Raw genomic sequence first — 19,409 nt, 5'->3', positions numbered from 1 at the left:
ATATAACTTTCACCTTGGACGTCGTAACCGTCAGCAAATACCGCCGACGATGCTCTTGCCAGTCCTTAAGTCAAACCCGAAATAACAGGTATATCCATCTGCCGGGTCGAACGTGCACCAGACCTTCTCTTTGCTCCGGCTTCGCGCGCCCTTCTTCCCGCTACAGGTTTGCTTGTCATCTGGAGGCATCGCATTGAATATCTCCTTCGCCGGCTGGCCTTCGATGATGAATGACAGCTTGCGGTCCTCTTTGGTAGGTGCCTGCTGATCATCCAGGTCGCCTGAATAAATGGTGTACTCCCCCTTGAACGGCCGATACGGCGCCGGCCGGTGGACTTGTTCCGCAGCATATGCCAAGGAAACCAATGCCGTTGCTCCTAAAATTGCCACGGTGTTCTTCATGCTGTACCCACACGTAGTGCGACATGGAAGTGATTGTCGTGATCCTTCAACGGTTGTACGCCAGGGATACTCAAGTCATTGAAGTACACCTTGATCACGGCCGGGTGAGCTTGAAAAAGACCGATGAGCCGTTCCGTAGCGCCCCTGTCATACCCCTCTTGAAAGTATTTTACGGGCACATGGGCACCGTCTTTTCGCAAAGGCCGGACGTCCACTTGAAGGCCATCCTTGTGCGAGTCGTGAGGTTTGAATTTCCCACCGCCTGGCAGGCTAATGTTCCCGACACCGAACTTCCGGCGATCGATCGCCTGCCACTCGCGCTCGATGAACAAAAGGAGAGTCATCATTACAGGATGAGCATACTGCCCGCCTCCCTGATCCGGCGTCCCATACACATAGTAGCCGGCATCTTCGGGAGTTTGTGGGAGCATGAAGTAGCCGCGCGAATCCTTCGGATGGACTTCGAGCATGGTGAGCCCTCCGCTCACATGATGCGGTTGGCTGCCAGATCCCAGCCTCCGGCAGTATTTCCGCCGGCACCCCCGCTGATCTTCTGCTGGGTGTACTTCCATTTGACCTTCGAAAACTTGAGGGACACGGAATCCTGGAGAATGCCGCCTTCATGAGCGGCTTGGTTCACGCTGCCAATCAATACTTTTTCCAGTTCGACCTCGTAGTACTTCACCGGCTTGCCGTCGCTATCGGCACGCATGAATTCAAGCTTGGCTTTCGGGATCGTTTTCCCAGCCGAACAAGTCTGCATCAGCAGCGGCGAAGCCAGGTCGGCCAGCTTCGTTACCGTAATGCTGCGGTGCTCGCAGCGTTCGGCAGTGTGGCCCCCGGCAGTTGATGCTGTCGCTGACTTGGGCTGCAAAACACCCCATTGGGCTGACGTCAGTTCGATCCATCCCTGGTGGGTGGAATCCTGCGACTCTCCTTTGATGACGTCGATTTGCAGATATACGTCGATTGCCATGGATCATCTCCGAGTTAGAGGGTGAATCACTTCTGCGATGAAAAGCTGAAGTATTCACCCAAGCTCGGCAGGCTCGATGCGCTTGGTCAATCAAGGAGCTGGTCACGAACAACTGCCATACGCGTAATACCCCGCCGACGTCTGCCTCACATCCGTATAGGCGGCGACCATGTAATACCCCAGATACTGGTTCGAATTCTTCGCATACACCTGCCCATCCGCCCCGATGTACGCCCGGCCGGCCGACACGTGCGACACATTGCTGGCATACCAGTGACTGCACGTGAACGGCGCCGCCGCGTTGCCGCTGACGATCTTGTCGATCATGGTCTTGATGGCGACCATTTGCCCGCCGCTCTTGGCCGGGAAATTCACGTCCTCATAGCCCCACCAGTCCCAGCATCCGCCGGGATTGTTCGCGGTAACGATCGTTTGCGGATACAGCACGATCATGTTGTTCGTATCGGCCCAGCGGTTATAGCCGGCATTCTGGTAAAACGCCGTGCCGACGACGGACGCGCTTTGCAGGCAGCCGTGGAATGCCACGTGCAGCCGGCAGGATTGACCCGCGGCACAGCTGGCCGGCACGTAGGCGTAGCCGCTGTTGGCCATGCTATAAAAATTCGGATTGAAATTGCCCCAGAAAACGGACTGGTCGAAGTTGATGAAGCTGCCGGACAGCACACCCGTGTTCTTCGGATTCAGTGGCCCATAAATCCATTTCAGGATCTCGCCCGCGGTATCGAAGTTGCAGTTGTCGACGTACGGGCTGCCGTTGATGGCGCAGCCGTTGCCGAAGAAATCCGTCGGGATCGAATGCTCGGCCGCGAGATTGTTCTTGTAATAGATATTGGCGGCCGGGAGATACGAACCGTACATCGTCCTGAGGTCGTCCATCACGGGTTGGCGGACCGTGGAATCGATCGTTCCCGACAGCAGATAGGCCTTCGATGCGGCCATATTGCTGGTCGGGTCGATATAGCCATTGCCCGACCACGTATTCACCACCGACATCAAATACGGCAGATTGCGCGAGCCGGTATTCGCCATGCACGGACCGACCGAGATCGCGACGTTCCCCTGCGAGCAGTAGACCGGCCCGCCGGCGATGATGCCTGCGCCCTTTTTCACCGTTTTCGAATACGCGAAATGCATCTGCGCCGCCATGTGGGCGCCGGACGAAAAACCGGAGACCGACACGTCGTTCACGCTGACGTTGTACTTCGGTAAAGCGACGACCGCCGCGAAGGCGCTCGTGCCGAGAAAACCAATGAGGATGCCGGCAAGCTGCCTTGCCCTGATCAGGATGGTCATACTGTCTCCGATTGTTTTATAGGTTTGACCCGGATCAGCTTAGATGAGGCAGACCGATGTGCAAGCGCAAAGCGATGTGCGCTTGCGATCAGGCGGCTGTGCAAAAACGATGCATCCGGAGCGGAAGCACGCGGCGTGTACCATGTGCGCATGACCTATCGCCTCGCCATGTTCGATTTCGACGGCACGCTCGCCGACTCGTTTCCCTTCGTCCTCACCGTCTTCAACACGATCGCCGACCAGCACGGCTTTCGCCGTATCGACGTCGCGCGCGCGGACGAACTGCGCCACCTCCACGTGCGCCAGATGATGGACCACGTCGGCATGCCGGCCTGGAAGCTGCCGCTCGCGTCGAAGACCTTCGTCACGATGATGCGCGCCAGCGCCCACGCGATTCCTTTGTTCGACGGCATCGCGGACGCGCTGCGCCACCTGCACGACCGGGGCGTGGTACTCGCCGTCGTCTCGTCGAATGCCGAGCACAACGTGCGCGCGGTGCTGGGACCCGAGCTGGCGGCGCTGATCCGGCGCTTCGAATGCGGCATGTCCGTGTTCGGCAAGGCAAGCCGCATCCGGGCCGTGCTCAAGGCCTGCGGCGTGGCGCCGGCGGATGCCATCTACATCGGCGACCAGGCGACGGATGCGGAGGCGGCGCAAAAAGCCGGCGTGGCGTTCGGCGCCGTCCACTGGGGCATTGCCACGATCGAAGCGCTGCGCGCGGAGGCGTGCGCCACTGAATTCGTGACACCGGCGGCGTTATGCCGGATCGCACCGTCTCCATAAGCAAGCAGGGCGGGCACCTCGTGCCGCGCGAAGGCAGGCATCACGCAAACGTTACGCCTGGGCACAGCGTGCCCACGCTACGTTGCATGTAAATAGTTCGCATGCTAAACTTTCGCATATCAACAGTGAACAAGAAAAGTATTTACAAGGATCAACATGCGACTCACCGACCAGACCCTGAGCAGTCTCACCGCCGCGCTGACCCACGCGTCGCGCGCCTACCGTGCCGCTGCCGACAAGGTCGCATCCGACTTCGGCCTGTCCCAGGCGACCGGGCTGCCGGTGCTGGTCATCCACCGCTTCGGCGAGAACGGCGTGCGGCCGGGCATCCTGGCCGAGACGCTGAGCCTGGAAGCGTCGTCGCTCGTGCGCGTCGTCGACCACCTGATCGGATCGGGCCTCGTCGAGCGCCATGAAGATCCGCAGGACCGCCGCGCCAAGATCCTGCGCCTGACCGACGAGGGCCTCAAGACCGCCCACCAGATGGACCAGGCGCTGACGCCCTTCCGCCGCAAGCTGTTCGGGCAGTTCGATGCGGCCGATGTCGAGGCCACGCTGCGCGTCCTGTCCGGCCTGCCGACGGCCATCGCCACCATCCAGGGTGCGTGAACATGCCAACCCGGTCGGAGATCCTGTTCTCCGTCAAGTCATTCGCGGCAGCGATGCTCTCGGTCTATGTATCGATGCGCATCGGACTGCCGCGACCGTTTTGGGCCATGATGACGGCCTATATCTGCGCCGCGCCGTTCGCCGGCCCCGTCCGCTCCAAGGGGCTGTATCGCGCGGGCGGCACGGTGCTGGGCGCCATCGTCGTCACGTTCCTCGTGCCGCGGCTGATCAACTCGCCCGAACTGCTGTCGCTGGCGCTGGCGCTGTGGATCGCCGGCTGCTTGTATGTGTCGCTGCTCGACCGCACGCCGCGCTCGTACATGCTGATGCTGGGCGGCTATACGGCCGGCCTCATCGCCTTCCCCGCCGTCAATGAGCCGGCCGCCATCTTCGACATCGCCCTCGCGCGCGTGGAGGAGATCCTGCTCGGCATCACGTGCGCCACCGTCGTGCACAGCCTCGTGCTGCCGCAGCCGTTCGGTCCGATGCTGGTGGCGCGCCTGGACAATGCCGTGCGCGACGCCCAGCACTGGATCCGCGACGCCCTGAACCCGGCCGGCGACGCGCGCAGTGCCGGCGACCGGCGCAAGCTCGCGGGCGACATCACGGAAATGCGCCTGATGACCACGCACCTGCCGTTCGACACATCGCACCTGCGCTGGACGGAGAAGGCGGTCAATGCGCTGCAGGAACGCCTGGCCGCGTTCGTGCCGATCGTCTCCGGCGTCGAAGACCGCCTGACGGCGTTGCGCGACCTGGGCGCCACCGAGGTATCGGAACGGTGGCACGCGCTGCTGCGCGACGTCGTCGCCCTCACCGGGAGCCCGAAGGACGTGGCCATCGATGCGCAGGGCGCCGCGCTGCGCCAGCGCATCGACGCCCTTGAACCGAAGGTCGACGAGACGCTGGGCTGGACCGGCATGATCGAAGTGAACCTGGCCGCGCGGCTGCGGCGCCTGATCGAGATCTGCATCGAGACGCGCGCGCTGCGCCAGCACATCGACGCGGGCGTGCACGGGCGCCTGCCCGAGGCCGTACGCCACCTGCCGGGCGTGCCGGTGAGCGCGCTGCACCTGGACCGCGGCATGGCCGCGCTGTCCGCCTTCGCCGCCGCGGTCGCCGTGCTGGCCTGCTGCGCGTTCTGGATCCTGACCGGCTGGCCGGCCGGCCCCGCCGCCCCGATGATGACGGCCGTGCTGTGCTGTTTCTTCTCCACGCAGGACGACCCGGTCCCGTTCATCAAGACCTTCATGTGGTACTCGATCTACGCGATCCCGCTGTCGGCCCTGTACCTGCTGGGCATCCTGCCGGCCGTGCACAACTTCGAGTCGCTCGTGCTCGCGTGCGCCCCGACCTTCCTCGCGCTGGGCGTCTTCCTCGCGCGTCCCTCGACGTTCGGGCGCGCGATGCCCTTCCTGTTCGCGATCTGTGGCACGCTGGCCATGGTCGACACGCACAACGCCGACATGGTGTCCTTCGTGAACAGCACGCTGGCGCAGGTGGTCGGCTACATCGCGGCCGCCGTCACGACGAGCGTGTTCCGCCGCGTGGGCGCCGGCTGGACGGCGCGCCGCCTGCTCAAGGCCGGGTGGAGCGAGCTGTCGCGCATGGGCAAAGGCGAGCGCGTGCCGTCGCTGCCGGAATTCTCGGCCAGGATGGTCGACCGCGTGGGCCAGCTGACCCCGCGCCTGGCATTGGCCGGCAAGGACCAGGACCTGCAGGCCGTCGACGCCCTGCGCGACCTGCGCATCGGCCTGAACATGACCCTGTTGCAAAGCGTGCGCGCCCGGCTGGGCCGCGGCGAAGCGGCCGTTGGCCCGCTGATGAAGCAGCTGTCGCGCCATTTCGCGCTGCGCCCCAGGGTCGACGCCGGCTGCGAACGCAGCCTGCTGGACACGCTCGACAACGCCCTGCGCGCCATCTGCGCCGGCGAACGCGACGCGGCCCAGCGCGAGGCGCTCGCTGCCCTCACCGGCATGCGGCGCGACCTGTTTCCCAAGGCGGCGGCATATCAGCCGTCGCTTGCAACTGCAATCTGAAAGGAGATCCGATGATCGGCGAAGTCAGCATCTACGGCCTCTACGTTCCTCCGCTCCTGCTGCTCACGCTGGCGGCACTGGTGGTCTCGCGGCTCATCAACCTGGTCCTGGCGAAGACGGGCTTTTATCGCGTCGTCTGGCACCCGGCCCTGTTCGATTTTTCCCTGTTCGTCATCGTGCTCGGCGCACTGACGTATTACACACGCAACTGGTCCTGAGATGGCTATGAAAACTATTTTGTCGACAATTGGCCGGGTAACAATCACGGCGGCGGTGACCGCGGGCGCGGTCTACGCGGGCTGGCAGCTGTGGCGCCATTACGAGGTCGAGCCCTGGACGCGCGACGGCCGCGTGAAAGCCTATGTCGTGCAGGTCGCGCCCGACGTGACGGGCCAGGTGACCAAGGTCTACGTGCACGACAACCAGCAGGTGAAGGCCGGCGAGGCACTGTTCGACATCGACCGCGCCCGTTTCGAACTCGCCTTGCGCCAGAGCGAAGCCCAGGTGACGGCAGCCCAGGCCGCGCTGGCCCAGGCGCTGCGCGAGAACCAGCGTAACACCCAGCTCGACGACCTCGTGTCGCAGGAAACGCGGGAACAAGGGCAGACCCGCACCGACCAGGCCCGCGCCACGCTGGCCCAAGCCATCGTCAACCGCGACACCGCCAAGCTGAACCTCGAACGCACGCGCGTCGTCTCCAGCGTGAACGGCATCGTGACGAACCTCGACCTGCGCGAAGGCGCGTACGCCACGGCGGGGCATCCGGTGATGGCCGTCGTCGACAGCGGCTCGTTCTACGTCGAAGGCTATTTCGAAGAGACCAAGCTGCCCGGCATCCAGCTCGGCGACCAGGTCGACGTGACGGTGATGGGCACGCGCCAGCCGATCCGCGGCCACGTGGAGAGCTTCGCCGAAGGCATCACCGACCGCGACCGCAGCACGGGCGCCAACATGCTGCCGAACGTGAACCCGACCTTCAACTGGGTCCGCCTCGCGCAGCGCGTGCCGGTGCGGATCGCCATCGACCAGGTGCCGGCCACCGTGCGCCTCGTCGCCGGGCAGACGGCGACGGTGAAGGTGTTGCCGGCTTTGGCCAAACCTTCGGCCAAGCCTGCGGCCAAGGCAGTGGCTGCCGTTCCCGCCGCGACTACCACGCATAAATCGTCATGAACCGCTACCGATCCTCCGTCAAGAAAGTCTTCACGCTGTCGCTGCTGGCGGCCGCGCTCGCCGCCTGCACGACGGTGGGCCCCGACTACCACGTGCCGAAAGAGGCCGTGATCAAGCGCGACGCGGCCAACGCCCCGTTCATGGGCGCGGCCGAGCAGTCCTTCAAATCCGAACCGCTCCCGGCCGACTGGTGGCGCCTGTACCAGGACCCGCTGCTCGACAAGCTGGTCGCCAAGGCCTTCGCCAACAATGCCGACCTGCGCGTGGCCGCCGCCAACCTGCAACGCGCGCATGGCGTGCTGGAAGAGGTCGAGGAAAAGAAGCGCCCCGAAGTCGAGATGAGCGCCGCCCCGCAATACGGCCGGATCGCCGGCGCCCAGCTGGGCATCCCGGAACAACTGCCTACCGACGGCCTGTACGACGCCGACGTCAAGATCGGCTACACGCTCGACCTGTGGGGCCGCATCCGCCGCGCCGTCGAAGCGTCGGAAGCGGACGTCGAAGCCGCGCAGGCGGCCAGCGACCTCACGCACGTGATCGTCGCGGCCGACACGACCCGCGCCTATGCGGAAGCGTGTTCGGCCGGCTACCAGCTGAAAGTGGCGCAGGATTCCGTCGATCTGCAGCGGAAGTTCGTGAACCTCACGGCCGAACGCGTCAAGCGCGGCCGCGGCATCGCCATCGACACCACCCGTGCACAAGCCCAGCTCGACCAGTTGCGCGCCAACCTGCCGCCGCTGGAAGCGCGCCGCCGCACGGCGCTGTACCGTCTGGCTGTTTTGACAGGTGAAGTCCCGAGCCAGTTCCCGGCCGAGGTCGCGCAATGTTCGACGCCGCCACGCGTGGCCGCGACGATCCCCGTCGGCGACGGTGCCGCCCTGCTGCGCCGCCGCCCCGACGTGCGCCAGGCCGAGCGCCAACTGGCCGGCGCCACCGCGCGCATCGGCGTCGCGACGGCCGAGCTGTACCCGAACATCAACCTAGGCGCGTCGGTCGGCATGATCGGCATGATGAACCAGTTCAACGATGCGAACACGTGGAAGTTCAGCCTCGGCCCGCTGATCTCGTGGAGCCTGCCGGCGACCAGCTCCGCCCGCTCGCACATCGCGCAGGCCAAGGCCAGCACGGCCGGTGCGCTGGCCCGTTTCGACTCGGTCGTGCTGAACGCATTGCGCGAGACGGAAAGCGCGCTGACCGTCTACGCCCGCGAGCTCGACCGCAACGCCGCCCTGCGCGCCGCACGCGACCAGAGCGCGCTGGCGTCGCGCCAGTCGGCCAGGCTGTACCAGTTCGGCCGCACGGACTTCCTGTCCCAGCTCGACGCGGACCGCACGCTGGCCAGCGCCGAGAGCATCCTCGCGGCATCCGACGCGCAGCTGGCGGCGGATCAGGTGCAACTGTTCCTGGCGCTGGGCGGCGGATGGGAAAACACGCACGCGCAGCATGGCGGCGAGCATGTCGCGCAGGCGCATCACAAGGAGTGACGCGCCTGGCGTTCACAACAATTTATCGAGCGTGATCGGCAGATCCCGCACCCGCTTGCCCGTCGCGTGGAACACGGCATTCGCGATGGCGGCGCCCACGCCCGTGATGCCGATCTCGCCGATGCCCTTGGCGCCCAGCGGGTTCACGTGCGGGTCGTCCTCGTCGACGATCTGCACGTCGATCGCCTGGATGTCGGCATTCGTCGGGACGTGGTACTCGGCCAGGTTGCCGTTCACCGCGCGGCCTGCGCGCTTGTCGATCAGCGTCTCTTCGAACAGCGCCAGGCCGATGCCCCAGACGATGCCGCCCATCAGCTGGCTGTAGCCCGTCTTTTCGTTCATCAGCTTGCCGACGCCATAGACGCCCACGACGCGCGGCACGCGGATCTCGCCCAGGTCCTCGTCCACCGTCACCTCGACGAACACGGCGCCGAACGCGTGCATCGAATACTTTTGCTTCTCGTCGCCGGGCTCGGCCTTCGCCGTCACCTCCACGGGACCGCCGTGGCGTGCGGCGATGGCCTGCATCGCTACACGCCGCGCCGGATCGGCCAGCAGATAGAGCTCGCCGCCATCCGACGTCGAATCCACGCCCACCTGGTCGGCCGTCGCGCCGAACAATGGCGAGCGTTCATCGGCCGCAGCAATGCCGAGCAGCTTCAGGCGCAACGCCTTCCCCGCCGCCTGCACGGCCGGCGCCACGCTGGCGACCGTCGTCGATCCGCCCGAGACGGGCGCTTCGGGCATCTGCGAATTGCCCAGCTCGAAACGCACGCGGTCGACGGGCACGCCGAGCGCATCCGCCGCCACCTGCGTCATCACGGTGTAGGTGCCGGTGCCGAGGTCCTGCGTACCGGAGCGGAACAGCGCGGTGCCGTCCGGCGTCAAGGTCGCGGAGCATTCCGCCGCCGAACGGTTCGTCGGATAACTCGCCGTCGCCATGCCCCATCCGACGAGCTTGTTCCCCTGCCGCATCGAGCGCGGTTGCGGGTTGCGGTCGCGCCAGCCGAAGCGCTCCGCGCCGATCTCGTAGCATTGGCGCAGCGATTTACTGGAAAACGGCAAATCCTTGCCGGGATCGCGCTCCGTGTAGTTTTTCAGGCGCAGGTCGAGCGGGTCCATGTGCAGCTCGTAGGCCAGCTCGTCGATCGCGCAATCCTGGGCGTACGAGCCCGTCGCTTCCCCTGGCGCGCGCATGAACGTGGGCGTGCCGAGATTCATCCGTGCCAGCCGGTGCGACGTTTCCTGGTTCGGGCTTTCGTACATCATGCGCGTGACGAGGCCGCACGGCTCGATCCAGTCCTCGATCATCGACGTGTAGGCGATCGTATCGTGGCTGGATGCCGTCATGCGGCCGTCCGACAGCGCCGCCATGCGCATGCGCTGCTCGGTGTTCGGGCGGGTGCCGACCGGGCCGAACATCTGGTTGCGGTCCAGCGACAGTTTCACGGGACGCCCCAACTGCTTCGCGGCCATCGCGGCGAGCACCACGTGCGACCACACGGAACCCTTCGAGCCGAAGCCGCCGCCCACGTACGGACAGATCGCCGTGACGTTCTCCGGCGGGATGTCGAAGATGCTGGCGACGATGCGCTGCACGCCCTTCATGTATTGCGTCGAGTCGTACAAGGTGAGGCGGTCGCCGTCCCACTGCGCGATCGTCGCATGCGTTTCGAGCGGATTGTGGTTTTCGATGGGCGTCGTGTAGGTGACGGCTATCCGCGCGCTACCGGCCAGCAGCCCCGCCTGCAAATCGCCGCGCTTCGTGTCGGTCTCTTCCGTCAACACTTTTTCCGGCGGATGCACGGACGCCTTGGCCTGCTCGAAGTCGAGCACGGCCGGCTTGCGTTCGTACTCGATGCGCAGCCGGGCGCCCGCCTCGCGTGCGCGCTCGAACGTGTCGGCCACGACGACGGCGATCGGCTGGTTGTTGTAGTAGACGTCGTCTTCCTGCAGCAGGGTCAGCCTGCGCCCGATCGGCGGCTGGAGCTTGCCGTCCTTCATGTTGGGAGGAAGCCGCATGGCGTTCGCCGGGGTCAGCACGAGCAGCACGCCCGGCACCTCGCGGGCCACGCTGTCGTCGATGGAGAGCACGCGTCCGCTGGGAATCGTGCTCGTGACGAGGACCGCATGGGCCACGTTGTCGACCGGATGCTCGGCCGAATAGCGCGCCGCGCCGCTGACTTTGGCCCAGGCGTCGACGCGATTGATGGGTGCGCCCGTGATCGTCATGCCATGCCTCCCATCTCGCCCGTGGCCTGACTGCCCGTCGCGATCCGCAGCGCCCGCGCGACCGCGCGCCGCGCCAGTTCGACCTTGAACGCGTTGTGCGCATGCGGTTGCGCGCCGGCGACGGCATCCGCCCCGACCTTGCCCAGCACGTCGTCCGTGAGCGCGCCCAGCGACTGGCCGCGCAATCTCTGTTCCGCACCCAGCGCCCGCCAGGGTTTATGGGCCACGCCGCCCAGCACGATGCGCAGGTCGCGAATGATGTCGCCGTCCACGTCGACGGCCGCCGCCACCGACACGAGCGCGAACGCATAGCTGGCGCGGTCGCGTACCTTCAGGTAGTGCGCATGCCGGGAAAACGGCGTCGGCGGCAATTCCACCGCCGTGATCAGTTCGCCAGGGCGGATCACCGTGTCGTCCTGCGGGCGGTCTTCCGGCAGCCGGTGGAACTCGGCGACGGGCACCTGCCGCGCGCCGTCCGGCCCCTGCAGGTGGATGACCGCGTCGAGCGCGACAAGGGCAACGCTCATGTCGGACGGATTGGTCGCGATGCAGTGCGGGCTCGCGCCCAGGATCGCGTGGATGCGGTTGTGGCCGTCGATGGCGTCGCAACCCGAGCCGGGATCGCGCTTGTTACAGTGGGGGAAGGTTGGATCGGTGAAGTAATAACAGCGCGTGCGCTGCAGCAGGTTGCCGCCCACGGTCGCCATGTTGCGCAGCTGGGGCGACGCGCCGTTCAGCAGCGCCTCCGACAGCAGGCGGTAGCGCTGGCGCACGAGCGGATGATTCCCGGCCGCCGTGTTGCTGGCCATGGCACCGATGCGCAGGCCGCCGCCCGGCAGCTCGTCGATGCCGGCCAGCGCCAGCCGGCTCACGTCGATCAGGCGGACGGGTTTCTCGATGCCGCTCTTGTACAGGTCGAGCAGGTTGGTGCCGCCGCCGATGTATTTCGCACCCGGCTGGCGCGCGAGCTCGAGCGCGTGATTCACATCCCTGGCACGGTCGTAGAAGATCGATTGCATGCACGTCCCCCTACGCCTGGCGCAAGACCACGCTGTGGATGGCCTTGACGATGTTGGGATAGGCGCCGCAGCGGCACAGGTTGCCGCTCATGCGCTCGCGGATCTCGTCTTCGGACAGCGCCCCCGGCGCCAGCTGGTCGCCTTCGGTCAGCATGCTGGCCTGCCTTGCCTTCACTTCATCCAGCAGCGCCACCGCCGAACACACCTGTCCCGGCGTGCAATAGCCGCACTGGAAGCCGTCGCAATCCATGAACGCCTGCTGCATCGGATGCGGCTGCCCGCTCTGGGCGAGCCCCTCCACGGTCGTGATCTCGCGGCCGTCATGCATCATCGCCAGCGTGAGGCAGGCGTTGATGCGCTGGCCGTCCACGAGGACCGTGCAGGCCCCGCACTGGCCGCGGTCGCAGCCCTTCTTGGTGCCGGTCAGGCCCAGCACGTCGCGCAGTGCGTCCAGCAGGGTCACGCGGGGCTCGATCGTCAGGTTGTGCTCGGCGCCATTGATCCGCAAGGTGAGCGGTTGCGGCGGTGCATGGACCAACGTCGCGCCCTGCGCACGCTGCTCCGATAGACTTTGGTCATCGTCTGGCATGACTTTGCTCGCTTTCGAAGATGGATTGCCTGATTCATCATCTCCGAAATCAAAAAATCGCGGAGCGCGCGAGAAGCGTGCCGTTGCGGCAAGTGTTTGAAGCGCTCTATACTCGCGCAGTGATGCACAGAAGCATCAGCAACCCGGAAATGACCATGCGCTCCACCTTGCTCCTGTTGACACCGCTCTTGCTGCTGGCCGGCTGCGTCAACGAATCGGCCAGCTACACGATCGACAGCAACGACCACGCCCTGACCGTGGTTGTCACACAGGATTATTTCTGGAGCAAACAGGTGGGCCTGCGGGTGATCGCATCGCGCCTGCCGGACTGCCAGCGCCAGTTCGACCTCGGCAAGACGCCACTGGCCGACCTGAACGTCGAGCTGTTCTCCACGGGCGACGAAACCTTTTTGCTGCGCGCGGGCGACGCGATGTGGCAACTGGAAACCCGTACCTGCAGCCAGTTGCCGGAACCGTCGGACAATGTGCAGGCCCAGCCGATCGGCGTGTTCCACATGGATGCGAAAAAGAAGCTCGTGTTCGAGCCGGCGGAAGGCTCGGTGGCGGCCACGCGCTAGTCCCGCCTCGCTGGATAGCGCTCACACCCGCCGGCGACCAGTCGGTCATCCGCCCCCAGCCCGGATCAGTGCTGCCCGGTCAGCTGGCGCAGCCGCGCGATTTCGGCCGTGCGCCCGAGCCGGTCGAGCGCCTGCTCGAGCAGGGTGCGGTCGCCGTCACGCAGCATCGTCCATTGCGTGAAATATTCGTGCACGGTGCGCCAGGGCGGAAACTCGGGCGGCATGCTGCGCCAGGCGCTGCCGGTGTGGAGGAAGTACAGGACGGCGCAGAACACATCGTACAGATCGTGCTTGCGCGGCCGGGTCTTGCGGCGGGCCGCTTCCAGCATTTCACGCACGGTCTCGAACTGTTCACGCGGTACATCGCTTGGAAAGGTTTGCCTGGCCATGTCGATCGCCTCAAATTCACTTGGAGACACATGATCCGGAACAGGTTCCCGGTCATCGACGGGGCGTAGCGCATTGTCGCGACGGATTCGAACACGGCGCCCAGTAAATACAGTCTAGCAGCGTGTTCGGAATCATGGCGCCTTTTTTTTGCGGCGCCATGCGTGCGGGGTCGGGCAGGCCGTCAGTCGCGGGCCAGCGCCAGGAACTCGGTGCGCAGCGCCAGGTTCGGCTGCAGTTCGCCCAGGAGGGTCGACGTGATGGTTTCCTCGCCCGGCGTGCGGATGCCGCGGCTTTCCATGCACATGTGGCGGCACTTGATGACCACGCCCACGGCCTTCGGTTCCAGCACTTCCATCAGCGTGTTGGCGATCTGGACCGTCAAGCGTTCCTGCACCTGCAGGCGCTTGGAGAACACGTCGACGAGGCGCGTCAGCTTCGACAGCCCGACGATCTTGCCGTTCGGCAGATAGCCCACCGTCGCCTTGCCGAAGAACGGCGCCAGGTGGTGTTCGCAATGGCTGTAGACCGGAATGCCGCGCACGACGATCAATTCGTTGTATTCCTCGGCGCCGTCTTCGAACGCCTTGAGGATCTCGACCGGATCCTGGTCGTAGCCGGAAGTCCAGTGTTTCCAGGCCTTGGCGACACGCGCGGGCGTCTCGTGCAGGCCGGAGCGATTGGGATCTTCGCCAAGGCTTACCAGCAGGCGGCGCCAGTCATTCTCGGTGAAGACTTCTTTGTCAGACATGGTTAACCCTAAAATTTTCGATTGCCGAGAGTATATAGAAAATGAAGCGGATCCACAGATGACGGCGGCTTCCTTGCGCAAAACGAAAGCCGGACTGTGGCGGATGCGCTAGCGTAGTCGACGTCCTTGTCACTGCGCGGAGAACAGCCATGCTTGGGAGCACCGTCCTGGAAGTCGCGATCGGCCTGACATTTTGTTATGGCACGGTCGCCCTGATCGTCAGCACCTTGCAGGAAGCGCTGGCCGCGGCGTTCCGGCTGCGTGCCAACACCCTGCTGGCGGGCGTCAAGAGCATGCTCAACGACTCCCGCTTCGACGGGCTGGCGCGTGCCGTCTACCAGCATCCGCTCGTCAACCCGCATGCGGACGGCACGCACCCGAGCGAACGGGACATGCGTACGCGGCCATCGTACATCGAACCGGCGCATTTTGCGATTGCGCTGGTGGACAGCCTGTGGAAAGTGCCGGGCGACTTCGCCCAGCTCGGCAACGCCATCGAGACGATTCCCGATGCGCAGGTCCGGCAGGTGATGCGCGGGCTGTACGGGCGGGCGCGCGACCTGCAGCAATTCCAGGACATGCTGGCTGGCTGGTTCGACAACGCGATGGCGCGCATGTCCGGCGCCTATAAACGGCGCCAGATGCTGATTTCCCTGCTGCTGGCGCTGCTGCTGGCGATCCTGTTCAACATCGACAGCATCCACCTGTTCCGCACGCTGTGGCAGCAGCCGGCCCTTGCGGCCCATCTCCATGACGCGCCCGGCGCGCTCGACCCGGCCGTGTTCGACGCCATGATGGCGCTGCCGATCGGCTGGACGCGGTTCCCTCCGGTAGCCAATGCCGATTTCGCGCTGCAGGTCGCCGGCTGGATCGTCACGGCGTCGACCGCGCTGTTCGGCGCCCCCTTCTGGTTCGACCTGATGCAGCGCGTCGTCCGCATGCGCAGCACGGGCGCGCGGCCGGAAGAGACGCCGCTGGCGCTGCGCGTGGAAGGCAAGGTCGCAGCTACGCCCGTACCGTAAGCGGGCCGGCCGTCAGCGGCCGGGCGGACGGTGGCTGTCGACCAGCATGCTCGAGATCGACACGTGCGGCACGCGCTCCGGCCACTCGTCGCCCGGTGCGAACCAGCGCGCCTCGCTGATCTCGTTGGGATCGGTACGGATCTCGCCGTCCAGGTAATCGGCCGTGAACGCGATCATCAGCGAGTGCGGGAACGGCCACGACTGGCTGCCGAAATAGCGCAGGTTGTGCACGCGCAGGCCCACTTCCTCGAACACTTCGCGGTGCACGGCTTCCTCGATCGTCTCGCCCGCTTCCAGGAAGCCGGCCAGCGGCACGAAGCGTTTGACGGCGGACTGCGTGTGCAGCGCCAGCAGCACCTTGTCACCATTGCGGATCAGGACCATCATCGCCGGCGAAATGCGCGGATAGGCCATGTGGCCGCAGTTCACGCACTTGAAGCAGCGCTCGCCCGCCGCCAGCACGGTGCCGCTGCCGCAGGCGCCGCAGAAGCGGTGCGTGCGCGCCCATTCGGCGATCTGGCAGGCACGCGCGGCCACGCCGAGGTGGCCTTCGTCGAACTCGCCGAACAGCGAACGCAGCCCGCGCCAGGCGTGGCCGGGCGGAGCCAGGGCTTCGTCGTCGACCCAGGCGGTCTGGCAATAACGGCCGTCCAGCAGGCCCACCGGCTGCAGGCGCGGCGGGTCGAGCGCGAGGCTGCGTAGCGCGGCCTCGTCGGGCAGGCCGAGGTCGGCCTCGCGCACGAGCAGCCGCCCACCATGGAAGACGAAGGACAGCGGTGCGGCATCCTGCTGCGGAGCCATCAGGGGCGTGAACGAGGCGGGCGTCTGGAGCATGAGGAATCCGTCATCAAGGGCACTGCCGTCGATGATACCGTCTTTCGCCGTACCGTTCAGGCCGCCATCGACATCCAACGACCGCGCGAATGGATGAACTAATCCAGCTCATCGTGCTCCAAGCCTCAGCAGGACCGCAGCGCAACCCAACGCGGAGGTAACGATGACCGATGTCCCCGTCGTGCTCGGTATTAACCGGACCCAGGACGCCAGTGCCTGCCTGATGCAGGGCTCGCGGCTGGTGTGGGCGATCCAGAAGGAGCGGCTCACGCGGCACAAGCACCATTGGGGCCGGCCGGGCGACGTGCGCGACCATTACGGACCGCGCCTGCCATGGCCGGAGCGGCCCATCGACATCGTGGTCGAATGCTTCTCGTGCGACGACGAAGCGCGCCACCAGGCCCGGTACGACGCGGAACTGGGCGCGACGCTGCGCCTTGCCCCCGGCTGCCGGCATGTGCGCATCTCGCACCACCTGGCGCACCTTTACAGCGTGTTCCACCCGTCGCCGTTCCGCGAGGCCGCCGCCATGGTCATCGACGGCCAGGGCAGCCCCGTCGCGGACCTGACCGACCACTGGAGCGGCGCGGCGTACGTGCCGGGCGACTGGCGCGAAGTCGCCTCGTTCTACCGCGCCGACCGCGAACGCGTGCACTGCATCGGCAAGCACCTGTGGGACCGGGACGACATGCGCCTCGTCGGCCTCGGCATGTTTTATTTCCTGCTGACGCAAGCCATCTTCCCCGGCGAAGGCAACGAAGGCAAGGTGATGGGGCTCGCCCCGCACGGCCAGCCGCATGCACTGGGCCTGCCGCCACTGGCCGTCGAAGGCGGGCAGGTGACGTTGCCGCCGGCCTGGCGCGACATCCTGCGCGACCACGAACGATTCCGCTACGGCCAGCCGGGCGTCGCCTTCGCCGACTGCGCCAACCTGGCGGCGGCGGGCCAGCGCGCGTTCGAGGATGCCATCCTGGCCGTGGCCCGCTGGCTGCATGCGGAGACCGGGCTGGACAACCTGTGCTTCGCCGGCGGCACGGCGCTGAACTGTTCGGCCAACGAACGCCTGCTGCGCGAAACGCCGTTCAAGCAGGTCTTCATTCCGCCCGCGCCGGGCGATGCGGGCACCGCGCTGGGCTGTGCGCTGTACGGCCTCGCGGAACTGGCCGGCGCCGGCTGCGCCTACCGCTGGACCCACGACTACCTCGGGCCCCTGCCGCGGCACCACGACATCGAAGCCGCCCTGGCAGACCGGGACGATCTGCACATCGTCCACCTCGCGGACACCGACGCCATGTGCAGCCACATGCTCGACCTGCTGTGCCGGGGCCGCGTCCTCGCCCTGTACCAGGAAGGCAGCGAATTCGGACCGCGCGCCTTGGGCCACCGCAGCATCCTGGCCGATCCGCGCCAGGCCGAAGTCCGCGACTGGATCAATGCGCGCGTCAAGCAGCGCGAGTGGTTCCGTCCGCTGGCCCCCGTCGTGCTCGCCGAACGGGCCGGGGAATACTTCGACCTGCCGCGTCCCTCGCCCTTCATGCAGTTCGCCGCGCCGGTCCGGCCGGACAGGATCGCACAGGTACCGGCCATCACCCACGTGGACGGCAGCGCGCGCCTGCAGACCGTCGGCCCGGACGATGACCCGCTGCTGCGCCGCCTGCTGACGGGCTTCGATGCGCGCACGGGCGTGCCGGTCCTGCTGAACACGTCGTTCAACGGCAAGGACGAACCGATCGTCGAAACGCCGGAGGAAGCGCTTGCCTCGTTCCGCCGCATGCCGCTGCACGCCCTCGCGATACCGCCCTTTCTCGTGACCAAACGGATCGAACCGGAGCTGCCCGCATGATCCGTGCGTATCCAGGACGGGCCAGCGTGCTGCCCGGCGCCACGCTGCAGCTGCACGTGTCGACCGACAGCCGCCGTTTCCGCGTCACGTTCTACCGCTGGAGCGACGGACCGGTCGAGATGCTGCGCAGCGACTGGCTGCCCGGCGCATGGGCGGCCGATGCCGCGCCGGACGCGGACTGGAACTGGCCGGCCTATCCCTTTCCGATCCCCCCGGACTGGCCCTCGGCCGTGGTCATTGCCGACCTCGAAGAAGAAGGACGCAAGACCACGTTCGACCTGGCCCGCGGCCACGGGGCCGCCCTGTTCGTCGTGCTGGCACGGCCTGGAGAACGCGGCATGCCCGGCGGTCTGCTCTACAAACTGCCGCTGGCCACGTACCACGCCTATAACGCCAGCGGCGGCGGCTGCTTCTACGTCCACCCGCCGCGCTCGATCGAGCCACCGGGCGCGCGCGTCTCGCTGCGCCGTCCCGGCGGCGGCATCGGCGGGCCGGTATGGTGCGCCGCCGACCATTACGACACCGCATCGCCCCGCCAGACCTTCGCCCATTGGGACGCGCGCTTCATCCGCTGGCTGGCACGCAATGGCTACCGCGCCGACTTCTGCACGGACCTCGACATCCACGCCGACCCGGCGCTGCTCGCGGGCTACCGCCTCCTGGTCGCGGCCGGCCATGACGAATACTGGAGCACGACGACACGCGATGCCGTCGAGGACTTCGTCGCCCGCGGCGGCAATCTCGCTTTCTTCGCCGGCAATGTGTGCTGGTGGCGCATCCACGTCGTCGCTGACGGGACGGCCATCGTCTGCCACCAGGGCGGCCCGCATGGCGCCCGCGACCAATGGTGGTCACCCCGCGGCGCGGCGCGTCCCGAAGACAGCTTGAGCGGCGCCAGCTACCGGCATGGCGGCGGCTCGTGGGATGGTCCGCGCAGGTCCGGCGGCTATCGTGTCCAGCAGCCCGATCACTGGATCTTCACGGAGACCGGCCTGGCGCGCGGCGACGCGCTCGGACGGCATAGCTGGCCGCCGCTGGCGGGCTATGAATGCGACGGCGTTCCGCTCGACGTCTTCGATGCCGACCATGGCGCATTGCTGTCCGTCTGGGCGGACGGGGACGGTACGCCGGACGGCTATGCATTGCTGGCGGCGGCGCGCCTGGGCCCCGACTGGCAGGAATTGCCGGCACGTGCACGCCACGCGGCCGGCGAAGGCATCCACACGGCCGCCATGGGCCTGTTCACACGCAACGGCACCGTGTTTTCTGCCGGAACCACCGACTGGGCGCAAGTCCTCGACGCCGGCCGGGATCGCCAACTGGAGCGCGTCACGCGCAATGTCCTTGATGGCCTGTTGCGAAGGTAGCGCGGCAACT

19 protein-coding genes and 1 pseudogene are annotated in these 19,409 nt (G+C 66.3%); 10 read left to right on the top strand and 10 right to left on the bottom strand.

Annotated elements, in window-relative coordinates; translation table 11 throughout:
• Positions 1–30 precede the first annotated feature (30 nt).
• The 4 genes from ACL58G_RS05975 to ACL58G_RS05960 all read right to left on the bottom strand — a co-directional run bounded on the left by ACL58G_RS05975 (position 31) and on the right by ACL58G_RS05960 (position 2,692).
• Positions 31–402, bottom strand: coding sequence for a hypothetical protein (locus ACL58G_RS05975; protein ID WP_440965721.1), 372 nt, complete (start codon positions 400–402; stop codon positions 31–33).
• Positions 399–872 (bottom strand): penicillin-insensitive murein endopeptidase, encoded by a 474-nt coding sequence (locus ACL58G_RS05970; RefSeq protein ID WP_440965719.1) that lies wholly within the window; start codon positions 870–872, stop codon positions 399–401. The genes ACL58G_RS05975 and ACL58G_RS05970 overlap by 4 nt, the downstream gene beginning before the upstream one ends.
• Before the next feature lie 14 nt (positions 873–886).
• Entirely contained in the window at positions 887–1,378 is a 492-nt protein-coding gene (locus ACL58G_RS05965; protein WP_440965717.1) for an Hcp family type VI secretion system effector, read from the bottom strand.
• 102 nt (positions 1,379–1,480) lie between these two features.
• Positions 1,481–2,692: an extracellular catalytic domain type 2 short-chain-length polyhydroxyalkanoate depolymerase gene (locus tag ACL58G_RS05960; RefSeq protein WP_440965715.1), complete on the bottom strand. Its 1,212-nt coding sequence runs from the start codon at positions 2,690–2,692 to the stop codon at positions 1,481–1,483.
• Between the two features lie 150 nt (positions 2,693–2,842).
• Here ACL58G_RS05960 and ACL58G_RS05955 point away from each other — a divergent pair, with 150 nt between their 5' ends.
• From ACL58G_RS05955 to ACL58G_RS05930, 6 genes are all read left to right on the top strand, one after another.
• The gene (locus ACL58G_RS05955; protein WP_440965713.1) at positions 2,843–3,475 is read left to right on the top strand and encodes an HAD hydrolase-like protein; all 633 of its coding nucleotides are present in this window, start codon (positions 2,843–2,845) and stop codon (positions 3,473–3,475) included.
• A gap of 156 nt (positions 3,476–3,631) precedes the next feature.
• Entirely contained in the window at positions 3,632–4,084 is a 453-nt protein-coding gene (locus tag ACL58G_RS05950) for a MarR family winged helix-turn-helix transcriptional regulator (RefSeq protein ID WP_413381301.1), read from the top strand.
• Positions 4,085–4,086: 2 nt separating this feature from the next.
• Positions 4,087–6,123 (top strand): FUSC family protein, encoded by a 2,037-nt coding sequence (locus tag ACL58G_RS05945; protein ID WP_440965711.1) that lies wholly within the window; start codon positions 4,087–4,089, stop codon positions 6,121–6,123.
• 11 nt (positions 6,124–6,134) lie between these two features.
• Positions 6,135–6,341: a DUF1656 domain-containing protein gene (locus tag ACL58G_RS05940; protein ID WP_025511664.1), complete on the top strand. Its 207-nt coding sequence runs from the start codon at positions 6,135–6,137 to the stop codon at positions 6,339–6,341.
• 7 nt (positions 6,342–6,348) lie between these two features.
• A complete protein-coding gene (locus tag ACL58G_RS05935; RefSeq protein ID WP_440965709.1) occupies positions 6,349–7,293 on the top strand; it encodes an efflux RND transporter periplasmic adaptor subunit in 945 nt (314 codons plus the stop codon).
• Positions 7,290–8,777 (top strand): efflux transporter outer membrane subunit, encoded by a 1,488-nt coding sequence (locus ACL58G_RS05930; protein WP_440965707.1) that lies wholly within the window; start codon positions 7,290–7,292, stop codon positions 8,775–8,777. Before ACL58G_RS05935 ends, ACL58G_RS05930 begins: the two co-directional genes overlap by 4 nt.
• Before the next feature lie 12 nt (positions 8,778–8,789).
• Here ACL58G_RS05930 and ACL58G_RS05925 read toward each other — a convergent pair whose 3' ends face one another.
• Genes ACL58G_RS05925 through ACL58G_RS05915 form a run of 3 tightly spaced genes read right to left on the bottom strand, consistent with a single transcriptional unit; the run spans position 8,790 to position 12,737 of the window.
• Entirely contained in the window at positions 8,790–11,009 is a 2,220-nt protein-coding gene (locus ACL58G_RS05925; protein WP_440965705.1) for a xanthine dehydrogenase family protein molybdopterin-binding subunit, read from the bottom strand.
• Positions 11,006–12,028: an FAD binding domain-containing protein gene (locus ACL58G_RS05920; protein ID WP_440965703.1), complete on the bottom strand. Its 1,023-nt coding sequence runs from the start codon at positions 12,026–12,028 to the stop codon at positions 11,006–11,008. The genes ACL58G_RS05925 and ACL58G_RS05920 overlap by 4 nt, the downstream gene beginning before the upstream one ends.
• Before the next feature lie 10 nt (positions 12,029–12,038).
• Positions 12,039–12,737 (bottom strand): (2Fe-2S)-binding protein, encoded by a 699-nt coding sequence (locus ACL58G_RS05915; RefSeq protein ID WP_413385942.1) that lies wholly within the window; start codon positions 12,735–12,737, stop codon positions 12,039–12,041.
• Between the two features lie 35 nt (positions 12,738–12,772).
• Here ACL58G_RS05915 and ACL58G_RS05910 point away from each other — a divergent pair, with 35 nt between their 5' ends.
• Positions 12,773–13,195, top strand: coding sequence for a hypothetical protein (locus ACL58G_RS05910; protein WP_413381289.1), 423 nt, complete (start codon positions 12,773–12,775; stop codon positions 13,193–13,195).
• Between the two features lie 113 nt (positions 13,196–13,308).
• On the opposite strand, the pseudogene ACL58G_RS05905 reads toward ACL58G_RS05910, so the two are convergent.
• Together ACL58G_RS05905 and folE are read right to left on the bottom strand one after the other, a co-directional pair.
• Positions 13,309–13,584: pseudogene (locus ACL58G_RS05905) on the bottom strand (transposase); the annotation flags it as partial.
• 182 nt (positions 13,585–13,766) lie between these two features.
• Positions 13,767–14,333: a GTP cyclohydrolase I FolE gene (folE, locus tag ACL58G_RS05900; RefSeq protein WP_160410791.1), complete on the bottom strand. Its 567-nt coding sequence runs from the start codon at positions 14,331–14,333 to the stop codon at positions 13,767–13,769.
• A 149-nt stretch (positions 14,334–14,482) separates the two neighbouring features.
• Here folE and ACL58G_RS05895 point away from each other — a divergent pair, with 149 nt between their 5' ends.
• The gene (locus tag ACL58G_RS05895) at positions 14,483–15,355 is read left to right on the top strand and encodes a hypothetical protein (protein WP_440965701.1); all 873 of its coding nucleotides are present in this window, start codon (positions 14,483–14,485) and stop codon (positions 15,353–15,355) included.
• Between the two features lie 12 nt (positions 15,356–15,367).
• Here ACL58G_RS05895 and nudC read toward each other — a convergent pair whose 3' ends face one another.
• The gene (nudC, locus tag ACL58G_RS05890; RefSeq protein ID WP_440965699.1) at positions 15,368–16,189 is read right to left on the bottom strand and encodes an NAD(+) diphosphatase; all 822 of its coding nucleotides are present in this window, start codon (positions 16,187–16,189) and stop codon (positions 15,368–15,370) included.
• A gap of 163 nt (positions 16,190–16,352) precedes the next feature.
• Here nudC and ACL58G_RS05885 point away from each other — a divergent pair, with 163 nt between their 5' ends.
• Together ACL58G_RS05885 and ACL58G_RS05880 are read left to right on the top strand one after the other, a co-directional pair.
• A complete protein-coding gene (locus ACL58G_RS05885) occupies positions 16,353–18,032 on the top strand; it encodes a carbamoyltransferase family protein (protein ID WP_440965697.1) in 1,680 nt (559 codons plus the stop codon).
• Positions 18,029–19,399, top strand: a complete 1,371-nt coding sequence (locus ACL58G_RS05880) for a N,N-dimethylformamidase beta subunit family domain-containing protein (RefSeq protein ID WP_440965695.1) — start codon at positions 18,029–18,031, stop codon at positions 19,397–19,399. Before ACL58G_RS05885 ends, ACL58G_RS05880 begins: the two co-directional genes overlap by 4 nt.
• Positions 19,400–19,409 lie beyond the last annotated feature (10 nt).

Source organism: Massilia sp. GER05, from assembly GCF_052056005.1.
Taxonomy (GTDB): domain Bacteria; phylum Pseudomonadota; class Gammaproteobacteria; order Burkholderiales; family Burkholderiaceae_D; genus Telluria; species Telluria orientalis.
This window is presented reverse-complemented; position numbering and strand designations above follow the sequence as displayed.

Bases quoted from the DNA above. Each gene is read 5' to 3' on its own strand.
- ACL58G_RS05965 (WP_440965717.1), bottom strand. From the start codon at position 1,378: ATGGCAATCGACGTATATCTGCAAATCGACGTCATCAAAGGAGAGTCG.
- ACL58G_RS05885 (WP_440965697.1), top strand. From the start codon at position 16,353: ATGACCGATGTCCCCGTCGTGCTCGGTATTAACCGGACCCAGGACGCC.
- ACL58G_RS05960 (WP_440965715.1), bottom strand. From the start codon at position 2,692: ATGACCATCCTGATCAGGGCAAGGCAGCTTGCCGGCATCCTCATTGGT.
- ACL58G_RS05910 (WP_413381289.1), top strand. From the start codon at position 12,773: ATGCGCTCCACCTTGCTCCTGTTGACACCGCTCTTGCTGCTGGCCGGC.
- ACL58G_RS05940 (WP_025511664.1), top strand. From the start codon at position 6,135: ATGATCGGCGAAGTCAGCATCTACGGCCTCTACGTTCCTCCGCTCCTG.
- ACL58G_RS05945 (WP_440965711.1), top strand. From the start codon at position 4,087: ATGCCAACCCGGTCGGAGATCCTGTTCTCCGTCAAGTCATTCGCGGCA.
- ACL58G_RS05925 (WP_440965705.1), bottom strand. From the start codon at position 11,009: ATGACGATCACGGGCGCACCCATCAATCGCGTCGACGCCTGGGCCAAA.
- ACL58G_RS05895 (WP_440965701.1), top strand. From the start codon at position 14,483: ATGCTTGGGAGCACCGTCCTGGAAGTCGCGATCGGCCTGACATTTTGT.
- ACL58G_RS05935 (WP_440965709.1), top strand. From the start codon at position 6,349: ATGAAAACTATTTTGTCGACAATTGGCCGGGTAACAATCACGGCGGCG.
- ACL58G_RS05880 (WP_440965695.1), top strand. From the start codon at position 18,029: ATGATCCGTGCGTATCCAGGACGGGCCAGCGTGCTGCCCGGCGCCACG.
- folE (WP_160410791.1), bottom strand. From the start codon at position 14,333: ATGTCTGACAAAGAAGTCTTCACCGAGAATGACTGGCGCCGCCTGCTG.
- ACL58G_RS05970 (WP_440965719.1), bottom strand. From the start codon at position 872: ATGCTCGAAGTCCATCCGAAGGATTCGCGCGGCTACTTCATGCTCCCA.
- nudC (WP_440965699.1), bottom strand. From the start codon at position 16,189: ATGCTCCAGACGCCCGCCTCGTTCACGCCCCTGATGGCTCCGCAGCAG.
- ACL58G_RS05920 (WP_440965703.1), bottom strand. From the start codon at position 12,028: ATGCAATCGATCTTCTACGACCGTGCCAGGGATGTGAATCACGCGCTC.
- ACL58G_RS05950 (WP_413381301.1), top strand. From the start codon at position 3,632: ATGCGACTCACCGACCAGACCCTGAGCAGTCTCACCGCCGCGCTGACC.
- ACL58G_RS05975 (WP_440965721.1), bottom strand. From the start codon at position 402: ATGAAGAACACCGTGGCAATTTTAGGAGCAACGGCATTGGTTTCCTTG.
- ACL58G_RS05955 (WP_440965713.1), top strand. From the start codon at position 2,843: ATGACCTATCGCCTCGCCATGTTCGATTTCGACGGCACGCTCGCCGAC.
- ACL58G_RS05930 (WP_440965707.1), top strand. From the start codon at position 7,290: ATGAACCGCTACCGATCCTCCGTCAAGAAAGTCTTCACGCTGTCGCTG.